At 42.0% G+C, this 16,280-nt stretch carries 9 protein-coding genes and 1 pseudogene; 5 read left to right on the top strand and 5 right to left on the bottom strand.

Features of this window, described 5'->3' with window-relative positions:
- Positions 1-107: 107 nt before the first annotated feature.
- Together V7K35_RS11130 and V7K35_RS11125 are read left to right on the top strand one after the other, a co-directional pair.
- Complete coding sequence (locus V7K35_RS11130) at positions 108-1,427, top strand: dihydroorotase (RefSeq protein ID WP_335078912.1); 1,320 nt, start codon at positions 108-110, stop codon at positions 1,425-1,427.
- A 567-nt stretch (positions 1,428-1,994) separates the two neighbouring features.
- A complete protein-coding gene (locus V7K35_RS11125; RefSeq protein WP_335078910.1) occupies positions 1,995-3,170 on the top strand; it encodes a patatin-like phospholipase family protein in 1,176 nt (391 codons plus the stop codon).
- A gap of 794 nt (positions 3,171-3,964) precedes the next feature.
- Here V7K35_RS11125 and tsaE read toward each other — a convergent pair.
- Both tsaE and V7K35_RS11115 read right to left on the bottom strand, forming a co-directional pair.
- Positions 3,965-4,420 (bottom strand): tRNA (adenosine(37)-N6)-threonylcarbamoyltransferase complex ATPase subunit type 1 TsaE, encoded by a 456-nt coding sequence (gene tsaE / locus V7K35_RS11120; protein ID WP_334797613.1) that lies wholly within the window; start codon positions 4,418-4,420, stop codon positions 3,965-3,967.
- A 92-nt stretch (positions 4,421-4,512) separates the two neighbouring features.
- Positions 4,513-5,883 carry a gluconeogenesis factor YvcK family protein gene (locus tag V7K35_RS11115; protein WP_335078908.1) on the bottom strand — a complete coding sequence of 457 codons (1,371 nt, stop codon included), beginning with the start codon at positions 5,881-5,883 and terminating at the stop codon, positions 4,513-4,515.
- Between the two features lie 174 nt (positions 5,884-6,057).
- Between V7K35_RS11115 and ruvC the strand changes: the two genes are divergently transcribed.
- A complete protein-coding gene (ruvC, locus tag V7K35_RS11110; RefSeq protein WP_335078906.1) occupies positions 6,058-6,549 on the top strand; it encodes a crossover junction endodeoxyribonuclease RuvC in 492 nt (163 codons plus the stop codon).
- A gap of 418 nt (positions 6,550-6,967) precedes the next feature.
- Entirely contained in the window at positions 6,968-9,274 is a 2,307-nt protein-coding gene (locus V7K35_RS11105; RefSeq protein ID WP_335078904.1) for an NACHT domain-containing protein, read from the top strand.
- Positions 9,275-9,756: 482 nt separating this feature from the next.
- Here the strand turns inward: V7K35_RS11105 and V7K35_RS11100 are convergent, their stop codons facing one another.
- Complete coding sequence (locus V7K35_RS11100; RefSeq protein ID WP_335078902.1) at positions 9,757-10,422, bottom strand: LabA-like NYN domain-containing protein; 666 nt, start codon at positions 10,420-10,422, stop codon at positions 9,757-9,759.
- A gap of 179 nt (positions 10,423-10,601) precedes the next feature.
- Positions 10,602-10,811 carry a hypothetical protein gene (locus V7K35_RS11095; RefSeq protein ID WP_335078900.1) on the bottom strand — a complete coding sequence of 70 codons (210 nt, stop codon included), beginning with the start codon at positions 10,809-10,811 and terminating at the stop codon, positions 10,602-10,604.
- 338 nt (positions 10,812-11,149) lie between these two features.
- Here V7K35_RS11095 and V7K35_RS29665 point away from each other — a divergent pair.
- A pseudogene (locus V7K35_RS29665) lies at positions 11,150-11,215 on the top strand (DUF1830 domain-containing protein); the annotation flags it as partial.
- 257 nt (positions 11,216-11,472) lie between these two features.
- On the opposite strand, the gene V7K35_RS11090 reads toward V7K35_RS29665, so the two are convergent.
- Positions 11,473-15,702, bottom strand: coding sequence for a chemotaxis protein CheB (locus V7K35_RS11090; RefSeq protein WP_335078898.1), 4,230 nt, complete (start codon positions 15,700-15,702; stop codon positions 11,473-11,475).
- Positions 15,703-16,280: the final 578 nt, after the last annotated feature.

The raw sequence follows: 16,280 nt of genomic DNA, 5'->3' as shown, positions 1-16,280 counted from the left end.
TTTTTTTAGCACACGGCAAAAATTGGTTACTCCGATCGCGAATAAGTTTAATCTAAAAGCATGGTTCTCTGTAATACATAGCTCCCTGTCTGAACAAAGTTAACTTTATGTCATCTCCACAAAATTTACTGATTCGCCGCGCTCGTATAATTCTACCCAATGGTGAACTGATGATTGGGGATGTGTTGACGCGCGATCGCCAAATAGTCGAAGTTGCCCCAGAAATCTCCCAAACAGCACTAGCCACTGAAATTGACGCACAAGGGTTAACTTTGTTGCCAGGAGTTATCGATCCGCAGGTGCATTTTCGAGAACCTGGACTAGAACATAAGGAAGATTTATTCACCGCCAGTTGTGCCTGTGCTAAAGGCGGAGTCACTTCTTTTTTAGAAATGCCCAATACGCGCCCCCTGACTACGACACAGCAGGCTTTAGACGACAAGTTAGAACGTTCCTCCCACAAGTGCTTGGTTAATTATGGCTTTTTTATTGGGGCCACAGCAGAGAATCTCCCAGATTTACTTTTGGCAAAGCCAACACCAGGAATTAAGATTTTCATGGGGTCGATGCATGGTCAGTTGCTGGTTGATGGTGAAACAGCCCTCTCGACGATATTTGCTAAAGGTTCGCGCTTGATTGCCGTTCATGCCGAAGACCAAGCTAGAATCAACCAACGACGCCAAGAATTTGCCAACATCCACGATCCAGCTGTTCACTCGCAAATTCAAGATAATCAAGCGGCCTTGCTTGCAACCCAACTGGCATTAAAACTTTCTCAAAAATATCAACGTCGTCTGCATATTCTGCACATGTCAACTGCCGAGGAAGCAGATTTGCTGCGTCAGGAGAAACCTAGTTGGGTAACAGCAGAGGTGACACCACAGCATTTGTTGTTGAATACTAGTGCCTATGAGAAGATTGGTACATTAGCACAGATGAATCCACCTTTGCGATCGCCCCACGATAACGAAGTTCTCTGGCAAGCTTTGCGCGATGGCGTGATTGATTTCATCGCTACAGATCACGCGCCGCACACCTTAGAAGAAAAAGCTCAAGAATACCCCAATAGTCCTTCAGGAATGCCTGGGGTAGAAACTTCCCTAGCTTTAATGTTAACTGCGGCGATGGAGGGAAAGTGTACTGTTGCTCAAGTTGTGAACTGGATGTCTAAAGCTGTAGCTGTGGCCTATGGTATTCCCAATAAAGGAGCGATCGCACCTGGTTACGATGCTGATTTAGTGCTTGTAGATTTAAACACATACCGTCCAGTCCGGCGCGAGGAACTTTTAACTAAGTGCCGTTGGAGTCCCTTTGAAGGTTGGAACCTCACCGGCTGGGTTACAACCACCATTGTCGGTGGTGAGATAGTTTATGATAAAGGCCAGGTAAATACGCAAGTCCGGGGTCAAGCTTTAACTTTCTTGTAGCAAATATTTATTTAAGCTTACGTAATAGACAAGGAATTATACATTGAAGTCATACTTTAACTGGCAAGATTTTCATCTACCAGAGTTAAGGTTAGTAGTCTGTCAAGTTTAAATTGATGGGTAAGCAAGTTCGTAGTTAGGACTTTAGTCCTAACTTTCTAAATATTAAAGTGCTTACTACAAACCCTGAAAACTAACTTGACAAAGTACTAAATCTTGCTTGATTAATTAACTTGTCGCTTTATCCGCAATCGCGACTTGAAACCTTAAATTTATTAGTATCTTAGGTAAGAAACAGTTTTTGTACCTGCGGCCACTCTCAATACAGTTCAGATCAAAAAACCCCCACTTCCATTTACCCCCTCTCTAAAGAGTAAATGGAGGAAAATAGCCCCCTTCCAAGGGAAAGCAGTGCATTGCAAAATAATTCTGTCAGAACTTTGGAGAGTTGCTTCGCTTGTTGTACTTCAAAGGAGAATCCGCTATGAAAGCAACTGCGATAGGTTCGAGGGATCTTCGAGAGCTAAACAAGGTAATGGAACCTAGAAATAATTAAGGAGAATTGCTATGTCCTTCAAAATTTTGGCTTTAGACGGTGGCGGTATTCGTGGAGTCATTGCAGCACGAATACTTCAACAAGTAGAACAAGAAATAATAAATCAGGGGAAAGGAAACTTTTTACACGAATACTTTGACCTGATTGCTGGCACTTCTACCGGCTCAATATTAGCAGGAGGGATTGCTATAGGAAAAAAAAGTGATGAAATGATTAAACTGTATAGAGATAGAGGTAAAGATATATTTCCGCCAGATAGAAAAGAGCGCTATAAAAACTTGCCGTCCATCATCAAACCAATTCTTGATGTATTTTCAGCACCTAAATATTCTCATGATGGAATTATTAGTGCCCTCAAAGATGCGTATAAATCCACAAGAATAAAGGATATTGAAAAACCTATTATCTTGATTCTTGCTTACGATACGCTATATCGTAATACAACCTTTTTTACAAATTGTCATCCCGATCTAGGGGACAGATGGTACGATGACTGTTATTTATGGGAGATATGTACCGCTTCTGCCTCAGCTCCCACTTTTTTTCCACCATATAAATTAAAACCTGTAGATAAAGAAAAATTTGGTGATTGGGAATTCCCACACATTGATGGAGGAGTTTCTGCTAATAACCCCTCTCTTGCAGCTTTGAGTCTAGTTATGAGGATCAGTCAGTCTTCAGTTTCTCCAACAATTAAGCAAAAATATAAACTTGATAATCTGCGATTGGAAGATATTTCTATCCTTTCTATTGGCACAGGTCAAACTGGTGAACCATATCAATATGAGCAAATAAGCAAATGGAGAGGCTTAGACTGGGTGCAACATATTTCTAATATCTTTATGGAACCTACATCTGAGATTGGTAGTACGATTTGCCGACAAATCATGGGTGGATACGATTCTAAACGTTACTTACGGCTTCAGTTTGACTTAAATGAGACATTTAAACCAAAGCCAAAAGAGACTTATAAAGATCCTCGGATTGTATTACCTCCAGAAGACCGAAAAAACCGATTTACAGGACAAAAAGTCACTGAAGAAATAGATAACGCTAGTTCGGAGATTATTCAGCAGTTAATAGATACTACCTCTGCATTCATTGATAAAGGTCTTACGTACTATACCAGAGACGACTCCGGTTCTCAGGTTAAAAAGGCGATCGCTTCTTTCATTAAAGATAACTAGTGCATCCACGTAGGCATATTAATCTCAACTAATTTAGGATAAAATATCTCGTATTTCTACGAAAATTATGTAGAAACACGAGATATTTTATTTTAATTGTTTTTGATGTCAGTGCTAATTACAGATGTGAATATAAAAATCATTTGCTATTTAAATTTATTTAAAATAATTTAAAAAATCATCAAATAGTTTATTTTTTTGGATAGATTTTGAACTAACTTGGGAATACTAAGCGTAAGGAAAGTTAGACAGAATTATACAGAACTTGATTGTTGTTTAACTTTTCTCTTTTAGCTTTCGCTGCTAAATAATCCAGATTGCTTCTCTGAATGACAGTAGGAAACTAATCTGGTTCAACCAAGCTGACTAAGTTCTGTAAAAACTCTCATTTAACCCAAGAACAGTTTATTTACATTTGTTTGATTCATCCACCATCTATTTAAATCATGTTTTTACTGCTGATTACAGCAATAAAACCACTAGATGCCAATCCGGAATATCTGTCAATACTGTTCAGTTATGAATCACTATAGGTTCATTACTAAAAGAACCGGATTGTAATTCAACCTTGGATCTCTGTTTTTAGCTTTAACTGAACCTGATTGCAAAATATCTGCTGTTGAATAATTCTTTCGTTTATTTTTGGTTTAGATAACAATGTTAGTGATTTACAATGGTGAGCGTGGTAGTGGCAGATAGGACGAGTGGGGAGTTCTCCCTCGACTATTTGCAGAAATTTTCTAGTGTTGTGATCAAAAAAGTGAAATCCCCCATATTTAAGTCGGGAGATGAGCTTAAATCGCGGCAATGACTTCGCTAATGGTACAATTGAATGGTATAAGTTCGACTTGACGTGTACCCCCATGCCCATAAGTCAAACTCACACTTAGATAACTGTCTGGCTTGTAGGGTAATCGTTCCGCCCATTCAACTGCCACAACTCCTGGTATGACCTCAACACCTTCCCAGTAGCTTTCTAAATTCAGGGCTGCAACTTCTTGTGGTTCTAAACGATATAGATCTAGGTGGTAAAGGGGGAGGCGTCCTTCCGTGTACTCATTAATTAGGGTAAAAGTGGGACTGACAATAGGTTCAGCGATTCCTAAACCCTTGCCAATACCTTGAACTAGGGTAGTTTTACCAGCACCTAAATCACCTTCTAATAAAATTACACTGCCAGGAGTTAGGGATTGACTGAGAGTAATACCTAAGCGTAGCATCGCCTCTGTATCTGCAAGAAAGATTTTCATAATTAGTCAAGAGTCAAGAGCAAAGCCGGAGACTTGCGTTGCCTCCGGTTAAGAGTCAAGAGCTAGCTCACTATGAACTTTGGACTATTAACTCATCTTCCATGATGAGCTCTACCGTACCACCGCAACAACACTTGTGCTAGTTTCTGTGGATTGTGACGGACAAAACCCGTTTCATCTTCATACAAAACATTGGCTGGAACAATCCTTCGCCCTAGCTGAGTTACGGCTTCTCTATCCAGGAAAACCGGATGGGAGTTTTGTTCGGCGTAGCGGATGAGTGATTGCTCCGAGGGGGATTTTTTGTGGATTAGTACAGCATCGAATAGCCGCCTTTCTCCACAAGCAGCATCAATTGCTCTAATATGATCTGCAACAGTGTAGCCTTCGGTTTCACCTGGTTGAGTCATTATATTGCAGATATAAATACGGGGGGCATTTGTTTGAGCGATCGCATCGGCAATTTCTGGTACTAGTAAATTAGGAATCAGGCTAGTATAAAGACTACCTGGGCCAATAATGATGTAATCAGCTTCTTTAAGTGCCTTAATAGCTGCTGGGATTGCTGGGGGATTAGCTGGAATGCAGCCAATTTTGACAATTTTACCGCCAGCTTTGGGAATGCTAGACTCCCCATCAATGCGGCGACCATCGGCTAATTCTGCCCAGAGGCGAACATCACTGAGAGTTGCTGGTAGTACTTGTCCCCGTACCGCTAGCACTTTGGAACTGGCTGCAACTGCTTGTTCTAAATCTCCAGTAATATCGCTCATTGCCGTTAAAAACAAATTGCCAAAACTGTGACCCGTCAACCCATCTCCAGCCCGAAAGCGGTATTGAAACAATTCTGTTAATAACTTTTCTTCATCTGCTAGGGCAGCCAAACAATTGCGAATATCCCCTGGTGGTAGCACTCCAAATTCTTGACGCAACCGCCCAGAAGATCCACCATCATCGGCGACAGTCACAATAGCAGTAATATTAGCACTGTAGGTTTTCAGTCCCCTCAACAACGTAGAAAGTCCCGTACCACCACCAATTACTACTATTTTCGGGCCTCGGTACAATCGATGATGTGCCAGCAAGACATCGATAAGTTCTTCTCCGCCTTCTGCTCTTAGTACCTTAGTAATTGAGCTTACAGTGCGAGTTTGCCCCCAAAGCACTAACAGCAAGCCGCCAAGCAGCACCAAAGGCCCACTGATATAGTTGGGTAAGAAGTTGGTGATTACTAAGAGAAAATTTTTAAACAACTCGATCATCCAAAAAATTGGGGTCAGCTTAATCCAAATAGCTAACCCCAAACTCGTTAGCAGTACACCCCCAACACTGATCAACAACCAACGTTTTACCGATAGTCCAGGGGATAACCATTTGAACCACTGATTAACCCGATAGGAAGTACGAGAGCGCGACTGCTTTTGCAGGGCGTTGAGGGCTTGTCTGAGAAAACCAATTGACATACCTGATTTGGAGCAGTGCTACAAACAATAATTAACAGAAAATGTACACCACTTGGTTTTAAACACCAGGCGTGGAACTATTATATTTGTCAATTCCTTTAGACTAAGAGCAAGTTGTGAAGATTGCCAGTATTCCTAGTTAAACAATACCCTAGCTTGGTAAAAGTGAATTTAATGGAAAAACGAATTTTAGGATTAGATCCAGGACTGGCAATTTTAGGATTTGGAGTAATTACCTACACACAAATTCCCAACAAAGTGCAAGAGACTACAGTAAATATGCTGGATTTTGGGGTAATCAAAACGTCAGCAGATGTAGAAATGGGACAGCGCCTATGTACCTTGTTTGATGATTTACATACCCTGATGGAGGAATTTCAACCAGATTTAGTAGCGATCGAGAAACTATTCTTCTATCGGATGTCAAATACAATCCTAGTTGCACAGGCGCGGGGCGTACTCATTTTAGTGTTGGGCCAGCGTCGTCTTCCCTACGTAGAGTTTACTCCTGCTCAAATTAAGCAAGCTTTAACAGGCTATGGCAATGCTGATAAGTTAGATGTGCAAGAGGCGGTGGCGCGGGAGTTGGATTTAGATGAAATTCCTAAACCTGATGATGCTGCGGATGCTTTAGCGGTAGCTTTGACGGCTTCGTATCAGTTGTAAATGTATATATAAACAATAAAATTCTTAAATTAACAATAAACTTTTTAAGTTAGAATACATTCGTCAAAATCAAGACGCTCGTGGACTCGCTACCGCTACGCATACACAATTATATTCAAGCGTATAGAAGTGGTACAATAATTATGAGTACTCAATCGTAGAAAAATTTTAGACTTGCCACAGCGCTATATCTACTAGATATAGAAAAACGTTCTCCGGCACAAAACATTAAGTTACAAAAGATACTTAAAGCTTGAGTATGTATTAAGAATAATTCCATTACAGGATATTGGCTGAAGATGCTTTAAACAAATCATTAGCATTTAAAAATAGCTCACTTAGTTTCTAAGTAGTTCCGAAACGAAATGTTGCAATAATGTCAAATTGAAGAATTCTTATTTGATATGTGTAAGCTCCTATGGTCAAGCGATCGCTCCAGGGATCAGTAACTGGAATTCAAGAAGCCAAAAAAGCGTTCGCTGATAAGGGGTGGACACAAGACAATTTGGCTTTTGAAGTCAACTTAAAGACTCGCCAACCAATTTGGCGGTTTTTTACTGGGCGTCCGGTTGAGCGTCATATCTTTATAGAAATTTGTTCGGTGTTGTCGTTGAACTGGCGGGAGATTGCGGCTAATCCTCCAGAAGAATTTCCGGAATCAAAAAAACTTAGTGCTGAATTATTAGATATTCATGCTCTAGTACAACAAGTGCGATCGCAACGCTTTGAGAAAATTGAAGACCAGTGCGGCACTTTGCAGTTATTAGATATTGGTCGCCCTGTTAGAATGGACGACATTTACATCGATCTCAACATTTTGGAGGAGATTGCCAGCCTTCAGTGGTTAGAGTTTGGTGACTTGCAAAATTTTACCTCAAGAGAATTTGATCGCTTTGGCTTAGGTGAGGTATCCCAGATACAAATCGCGGGTATTAGTGCAGTTGAAACTTATTCAAAGCTGCGCGTGTTGGGAAAACCAGGAGCAGGTAAAACTACCTTTTTGCAACATCTGGCGATTCAATGCAACCGAGGTAGATTTGCCGCAAATCGGGTTGCCATTTTTGTTACCTTAAGGGATTTTGCAGACGAATCTAGAGAAGCAGGGGAGTTCCATTTACTCAATTATATTTGCAAGGAATTCTTTACCTCTGGGATTTCAGATGCATTTGTGCTTGAAACTTTGTTGTTGGAGGGCAGAGTGTTGCTGTTGCTGGATGGATTAGATGAAGTGCTTGATCAACAGAGCAACGCTGTCGTCAACGAAATTCGCAGACTCTCTGAAAAGTACCAAAAGAATATTTTTGTCGTGACTTGCCGCACCGCAGCTAAAGCTTCGAGCCTCAGACGCTTCACAGATGTCGAAATTGCCCCATTTACCTCTGAGCAAATTGTTGCCTTTGCTCAGAAGTGGTTTACAGCACTCTCAAAAACGAATGTCTACCAGAGGCTTGAACAGGCAGTTGAGTTTACCCTGAAACTAGATTTGCCGGAAAACTTACAATTTCGGAGACTTGTCGTCAACCCTTTATTTTTGCACCTCGCTTGCTGGGTTTTTGATCAGCAGAACAAATTCCCAAGCCAAAAAGCTACGTTTTATAAGCAATGTTTACACCTTTTGCTGATCAAATGGGACGAAACTAAAGCAATTGAGCGGGATGAAATATACCAAGGTTTTTTATTACCACAAAAGCTGAAGTTGCTAAGTAAAATTGCTAGCGCCACATTTGAGCAGGGTAATTACTTGTTTGAACAACACATTGTTGAGCAATACATTGGCGACTATATTCGTGATTTGCCAAATGCTTCGACAGAACCAGAGGAATTGCAATTAGATAGTGAAGCGGTACTTAGGGCAATAGAGTTGCAACATGGATTACTGGCAGAACGAGTGCGGGGGATTTTTTCCTTCTCTTATTTGACGTTTCAAGAATACCTGACTGCTCGACAAATCGTTGCTAATTATAATTTACAAGCATTAGAACAACCCTTACAACGTCTGGTGAGTCATATTACTGAACCCCGGTGGCGTGAAATCTTTTTGTTAACGGTTGCCATGCTGCGGAGTGCAGATTTCCTGGTACAGTTGATGAAGCAACAAGTTGATGCGTTAGTGGCTGAAGATCCATATTTGCAAAAATTTTTAACTTGGACAAGCCAAAAGTCTGTTGTCGCTCCCCCCCAGCCTGCTGCAATTCGGGCGTTTTACCTTGCCTTAGCTAGGACTCCTCACCTTACTCAGCCTTTTGCTCTTGCCTGCATCCTTGATAAGGATATTTTTTTGGATGCGGCATTGGACAAGCTAGTAATGGAATGTACTATTGACTGCAAATCTAATTTTGGCAATGCCCTAATCTGCGACGATGCTTTGAGTAATGCTTTAGCGATTGTTCAAGATGCTGGCTTACACCAAGCTTTACAACAACTTAAAGACCTACTGCCTGATCCAAAACAAAGTAAAGAAAGGTTTCAGACATGGTGGCAAAAAAGTTTTTCTGCCTGGATGGAGCAGTTAAAGGCGACGATCGCCAAGCATCGAATTCAGTATCACTGGCACTTCAGCCCTGAGCAACAGCAAGTATTGCAACAATATTACTATGCCAATCAGTTGCTTATCGATTGCCTCAATAGCAACTGCCAGCTAACAGACGTTGTGCGGCAGGAGATTGAAGCTAGTTTGTTCTTGCCGATAGAAGAACTCTCCCAGCGAGAATGGCAGGGATTGTGATGAGGCAGGGGGGAGAGGAGATATATTTTAGAATGCAATAATGAGTCTTTGAACTCGATTAATAAGGCTTTGATATTAGACCTCTTGCAAAAATCCTTGAATCACCCCTCCCCTTGTGAAGGGGCTACGGTGTACACACAAGTTATCGAATTACTAACCAGTCCTCGAATTACCCCACCCTAACCCTCCCCGATATATTGGGGAGGGAACTAGATTTCTTTTTTTCCCCCTTTAGAAGGGGGGATTAAGGGGGGTAATTCGACTTGTGTGTACAGCGTAGTTGTGAAGGGGAGGGGGCAAGATTTCAAGTTTTCCCCCAATATATCGAGGGGATTAAGGGAGGTCTATTCGACTTATGCAAGAGGTCTATTAATGAGACTTATACTATTCCTTTGTGAGGCTGTGCCAAACCCTCTCAATGGCTTTGCTACAAAACGAACTATTGCCACAATAGAGGAAGATCAGCCGGAGTAGTTATAGGCTCACCCTTGGGAAATAGCCAATTGCTGGCAAACACTGTTGTCAAGCTTTTGAACAATTTGTTGAATGGCTGCGAGGTCGGTATAACAGTTAGCAACATTAATAAGGCTAGTACTGGTCATCGATCGCAACCCGACCACTTCAACCCGAACTCCTTGACTAGCAATGGTATTCACCACATAAGCAAAATCTCCATCGCCACTGACTAACACAGCTGTATCGCAATATTGAGCCAGCCTGATCATATCCACTGCAATTTCTACATCCAGATTGGCTTTTTTGGGATTATTCCTCAACTGTGTCACTGCTTTAGTAATGACGCGGAAGCCGTTGTGACGCATCCAGTAAAGAAACCCATGCTGCTTCTCGTTCGTCGGATCGTAGCCCGTGTAGTAAAAAACATGAACCAGGTAATCTCTAGCTGTCAAATAATGCAACAGTTTGATATAATCAATTTCAATATTAAGGTGTGAAGCCGCATAAAACAGATTCGAGCCATCAATGAAAACAATCACTCGACCGCGATCGCTTTGATTGGAGATGCAGTTTTTATCAACAGTAAGTGAATCGGTCGCTTCAAGCGTGGTATCTGTAAAACTGGATTTTTGATTAGATACCTTCTGAGTTGCTTTTCCTAAAATCTTTTTCTTAATAACAGTATTTGCCACTTATAACTCCTTGATGAGGTGGCTGTATCGCAAGGCGGAATTCAAAATTCAAAATTCAAAATTCAAAAAGCTATATAGGACAGACTTTTTGGCGATTTGGAATGGATGGTTTATTTACGCCGTGCTGTACTAGAAAAACTTTCTTTGTTTATCAAAGCAGAATAAAGGCGTGACTAATACTAATACGTCCGCAAATCTGCCTCGGTGAGGAGTATCATCGTTTCTGCACCGACTCTGCCAAAGTCAGGCTCTAGCCCTAATGCCATCTCAATGAGATACGTCCATGTGCCAGATTCAGGTGTGTAGCTGCGTACAATCCCTTCTCCACCAACAAAGCTCACCCATTGAGTATTGCGAAACTTAGGTACCTTCATGAAGGTTACAGTCATGCTTTTGATTCCTCACTTCATAATTGATACTTTCTGTTTTAGTAGAATAAATTAAATATGTTTTGTATCTTTTTAAGTAAAGATGTCAAATATTATCTATAACTTTTGAATGTTTTAGGGGCAAATTATACAATTTATACGTAATTGAAACGTTTGCTTCAACATGATTTTTGACAACAGCATGTAAAGCTAATTGCCAGCAACAGATTGATTGTAAAATCCGCCGTTATGACTTGAGGCTTTGAATCTTACCCCCCAACCCTTGTAGGGTTGGGGTTGGAGGTTAGGTGTGTATTGGACTCAACTGCAAACCGCTATAAACAAAATTCTGATGTTTTTATGTCAATTACACTCGTCATATTGAGATATTTCAGATTAAAAATATTCCAAATTGGTACTTTTAGCGCATTGTTTTTTAGGAGAAAAACTCTTGTTTACAGCAGTTTTCATGTATTTGAACCACATCTGTCGTAGGGGCACAGCAATGCTGTGCCCCTACCGCGTGATCTATTTACCTAAAAATAGCTGTAAAGCACTACTCAACTAAAAATTTCTCCAATCAGGTTATTTAGTGTAGTTTTAGTAAATAAAATCGCTGACATCGCCTACTTACTAAAAATTTTCCGGCTCAATTTGTCAACTGAGTCAGCGGTACAGCCACTCATCTGGCTCGGAGTCCACACAAGTTTGCAATCATCAATACCAATTGAGTCGCGTCAATCGGTTTAGCCATATGCATTTGGAACCCAGCATCAATTGCCATTTGCTGCTCTTGCTCGCTGACATAGGCAGTGATTGCCACTGCTGGAATTTCTCCTCCCGCAGAGGCGTCAAGCGCTCTCACCTGACGAATCAGGGAGTAACCATCTTCCTCTGGCATCCCAATATCTGCTATAAGCAAATTATATCTGCCAGGAGATTCAGTTAGAGCCGCGATCGCTTCCCTTGCAGATGTCACAACCATTACTTCAGCCCCGAAGTCTTCTAACATCCACTTGATTAAGTCGCGGCTGTCTGCTTGATCATCTACAGCTAGGATGCACAGCCCTGCAAGGGTAAGGGATGGATTTTTACCATCTAATGTGTTCATCCCTGACAAAATACTCGCCTCTAAATAAGTTGGCGGTGTAATTGGCGGTGTAATCTCCGGTGGCATTGAGCGCAGAGGCAGGCTGACGATGATCGTGGTTCCTTGTCCCTCGCCTGGACTTTGCGCTTGAACTGTTCCACCGTGAAGTTCTACAAGATGACGGACGATTGACAAGCCCAATCCAAGTCCCTGAGCTGCTTTGCTGCTGCTAGAATTTCCTTGGCGGAAACGCTCAAACACATAGGGCAGCAAGTCTGCCGAGATGCCAATTCCTGTGTCGCTGACTCGAATCTGGGCGTGAGTATCTACAGCTTCGAGCGTGATTTCCACTCGCCCACCGACTGGAGTGAACTTAATCGCGTTAGAAAGTAAATTCCACAGAACTTGTTGTAAGCGGTCAAAATCTCCGACAACCGTCGCCGAGTTCAACTGTGAAACAATTTGAATGGTTTTCGCCTCTGCGGACAATTTGACAGCCTCAATGGCGACATCCACTACTGAAACTAGATCAATTAAACGATTGTTTAAATAAAGCTTTCCACTCGTAATCCGTGAAACATCCAGCATATCATCAATTAACTGAGCTTGCACCCTAGCACTCCGCTCCACCACTTCCCAGGCATGAGTGGTTGCTGAAGAATCGAAATCACGGGTACGCGAGAGTTGCGCCCAGCCCAGTATAGTATTGAGCGGGTTACGAAGTTCATGGGAGAGGTTCGACAGGAATTCATCTTTGGCTCGGTTGGCGATTTGGGCCTGTTGACGGGCTGACTGCTCTTGTGCTAGAAGATTTGATCGCTCTAACTCAAACTGCTTGCGCTCCGTGATATCTTCAATCGTCAACAAAATCTTTTGAGGTTCTCCCTCTTGAATAATTTTCCAACCATTGAGCAGTATGGTTTTTTGCCCAATTTGCTCAAAACGATGCTCTATCTCTAAGTTTTGAATACTGATATCATTGGCGAGAATGTCTTCTAAGAGCGATCGCAATCCCGGCAGGTTCCACTGACCGTTGCCTAACTCAAAAACCACAGATTGCGCTGTCTGTGATGGTGAAACTTGAAACGTTTCGTAAAACGAGCGATTGGCTTTGTTCACCCGGAAATCAGAATCAAGCACGATTAACGGCACTTGTACCGTCTCCACAATTGCTTCAGCGTAATTCCGGGCTTGTTCTAAGGTTGCTGCACTGCGTTTAAGACCATCAATATCTACCAATACCAACACTATACCGTCAATCTGGTTTTCTATAGTCCGATAAGGACGGATGCGGAGATTGTACCAATGTCCCCCAAAGGTTTGGACTTCTAATTCTTTGATGGTGAGTGTGTCAAGTACATCTAAAATTAGAGCTTCTAAGTCAGGAATATCGAGATTTGCTCTGATGTCGCTCAAGGGTCGTCCAGCATCGGCGGAAATTAAATTGAAAAGCCGTTGCCCCATTGGCGTAAAACGTCGAATGCGTAAGTCCAAAGTCAATATCAAAATTGGGATATTGATACTGGCAAGCAAATTCGTCAGATCGTTGTTAAGTTGGTGTAATTCCAGATTTCGAGAGCGAAGTTCTTCATTGGTTGTGTTAAGTTCTTCGTTGGTTGCTTGAATCTCTTCTTTAGCAGTTTCTAGTTCCTCATTGGTGCTTTGCAACTCTTCATTACTAGAGAGGATTTCTTCATTGGCAACTTTCAGGTCTTGATTGATCTGCTCCTGCTCTTGGATCACCGCTTGCAGATACTCTTGAGTCGCAGCCTGCTCTTGCTTGGCAGTTGCAAGTTCCTGCTTGAGCCGAACAATCTCACCCTCTAATGATTGCTCTTGGCTTTCAGGATCAAAAGAGCTAAGGTTGTTAACCGTGGGTAGAGCTTGTTCAAATAAAATCAGAAAGTAGAGTTCTTTACCAGTCGCAGGATAAAATGGAATCACCTCAAGATTGATGATTCTTGATTGATTGCTCTCTTTAATCTGTAATCCTTCCTTTCTAATTAGAATTTTTTGCCGTTGTGCCTGATAAATTGTGGCGCGTAGCTCGATGAGCAAGCCGGAGCGCACCATTTGGAATAAGTTGAGACTGGGTTTCCCAGGTACAAGTTTGAGGTAAAGATCGATTTCTCCCCGAAATTGCAGTACCTCCATCTTGTCGTTGATCACCACACCCACTGGGGCATAGTGATTCAAGATCAATTCGTCAGTTTTTTTCTCTAAGTTAAACTCATTCGATGGATTTGAATTCTCAGATTGAGGCTCGTCCAGTTTTGCCATTGGATAATTGCTGGTAACGAAAGAAAAAATTGGACGATTTGCGGTTAGCCTTTTGCCATAGATTTTATACTTTTTGTCAATTACAGTAAACAACTCCGAATATTTACCTGTACTTTCTGAAGTCCCTAACACCAAAAAGCCAGTTGGCTTGAGACTGTAATGAAAGATGGGTAGTATCCGTTTTTGCAACGTTTCGTCTAAATAAATCAGTACATTCCGACAGCTAATTAAATCTAAGTTGGAAAAAGGGGGGTCACTGCCCAAGTCTTGTCGAGCAAACACACACAGGTCGCGGACAGATTTGTTAATTTGATATCTACCGCCCTCAAGGACATTAAAGAATCTGCGGCGGCGCTCTGATGAAACTTCCACCATTTGATTTTCTAGATAAATGCCGGCTCTAGCTTTGTCAATTGCCATCTCGCTGATGTCTGTGGCAAAAATCTGGATCGGCTGCGGGGTTACTTTATGCGACAAAAACTCCAGCAAGGAGATGGCGATCGAATAGACTTCCTCGCCTGTCGAACACCCTGCCACCCAAATCCGAATCGGCGATGCCGACTTGGAGAGGATGAACGTGGGAAAGACTCGCTCTTTTAACAGTTGAAATAATTCGGCATCGCGGAAAAAATAGGTAACGTGGATCAGAATTTCTTCATAGAGCGCTCCGACTTCAGCCGGATTCTGTTGTAGATACTGGGCATAATCCTCTAATCGTTCTAGTTTGTACAACAGCATTCGCCGCTGGATTCGGCGATCAAGCGTGCTGGGCTTGTAGTGGGTGAAGTCAACGCCAAGTGTCGATCGCAATAACGTAAAAATAATCGCCAGGGCATTTCCCTGTTCGGGCAATTTCTCAGGCGTTATCAGCGGCCGTGAGTCAAAAATAAGGGGATTGCGACTGAGGTTTGCCAGTTCCTCGGCAATTTTTTCAGGCGGTAGCACAAAATCGACATTCCCTGTGGCAACAGCGGTATTGGGCATACTATCGAATTTGGCCGTGTCTTCACACTGAGCAAAAGTCACACCTCCGGCTGCCTTAATTGCCTTCAGTCCTAGTGAACCGTCTCCATCCGCTCCAGATAATACCACTGCGATCGCTTTGCGTCCTTGCTCTACCGCCAATGAACTAAAGAACGCATCAGCAGGCATATATTTCCCATCAACTCTCTCTCGCGCCGTCAGTTGCAACACTCCACCAGACAAGATCATCTTAGTATTAGGCGGAATGATGTAGACTTGGTTTGGTTCTACAGTCATCCCAGATTCCACTTCCCTGACAGGCATTTGAGTTACTCTCGCCAGAATCTCGCTCAACAAACTCTTGTGGTTAGGGTCTAAGTGTTGAATCAGCACAATTGCCATTCCTGTATCGGTAGGCAAATGCTGGAGTAACTGCGTAAATGCGTCTAATCCACCCGCAGAGGCGGCAATGCCTACGATGGGAAATAAAGCATTTATATTCTCAAGCTGCTTTACGTCCAACGGTTTATTAGCGGCAGATTCAGATGCAGGTTGCTCAGAGGGTTGATCAGATGTCATAGGATGAAATTTAGTACTGCAATGGTTTGGCAGCTAAGGTTTATATTTTAAATCAGTTTGCTTACTTGCCCAATATTTATTAAGAGTTTGAGTATAAATTCAACAAATTAAGATTCATTCGATGAATTAAGCTTTTAAATTACAGATAGTTATTATTGTCTCGATTTTGACCTTAGCATAAGCCTGATCAATATGATTTTTTTTCTCTTATGCATTAGGAAAATGCTAAAATAACCAACTTGGAAAACACAGGTCATTTATTTGTAAAGTATCAAGCAATTAAATGAACTAGCAAGCTTTATACAATATAGTATTATAAACCTCATCTATGTTAAAAACTATAGTTTTTGCCCTCACCCTAAATTCCTCTCCCAAGTAGCACGGTGTACACACAAGTCGAATTACCCCCCTTAATCCCCCCTTGTAAAGGGGGGAAACAAGAAAATCCGGTTCCCTCCCCTTTATAAGGGGAGGGTTAGGGTAGGGTAAAACCTTGGGTTAATCAGCTATTTCAAACTTGTGTGTACACCGTAGCTCCCAACTAGGCACAGGGAAACAAGAAAATCCGGTTCCCTCCC

It is taken from the genome of Nostoc sp. (assembly GCF_036917275.1).
Classification (GTDB): domain Bacteria; phylum Cyanobacteriota; class Cyanobacteriia; order Cyanobacteriales; family Nostocaceae; genus Nostoc.
This window is presented reverse-complemented; position numbering and strand designations above follow the sequence as displayed.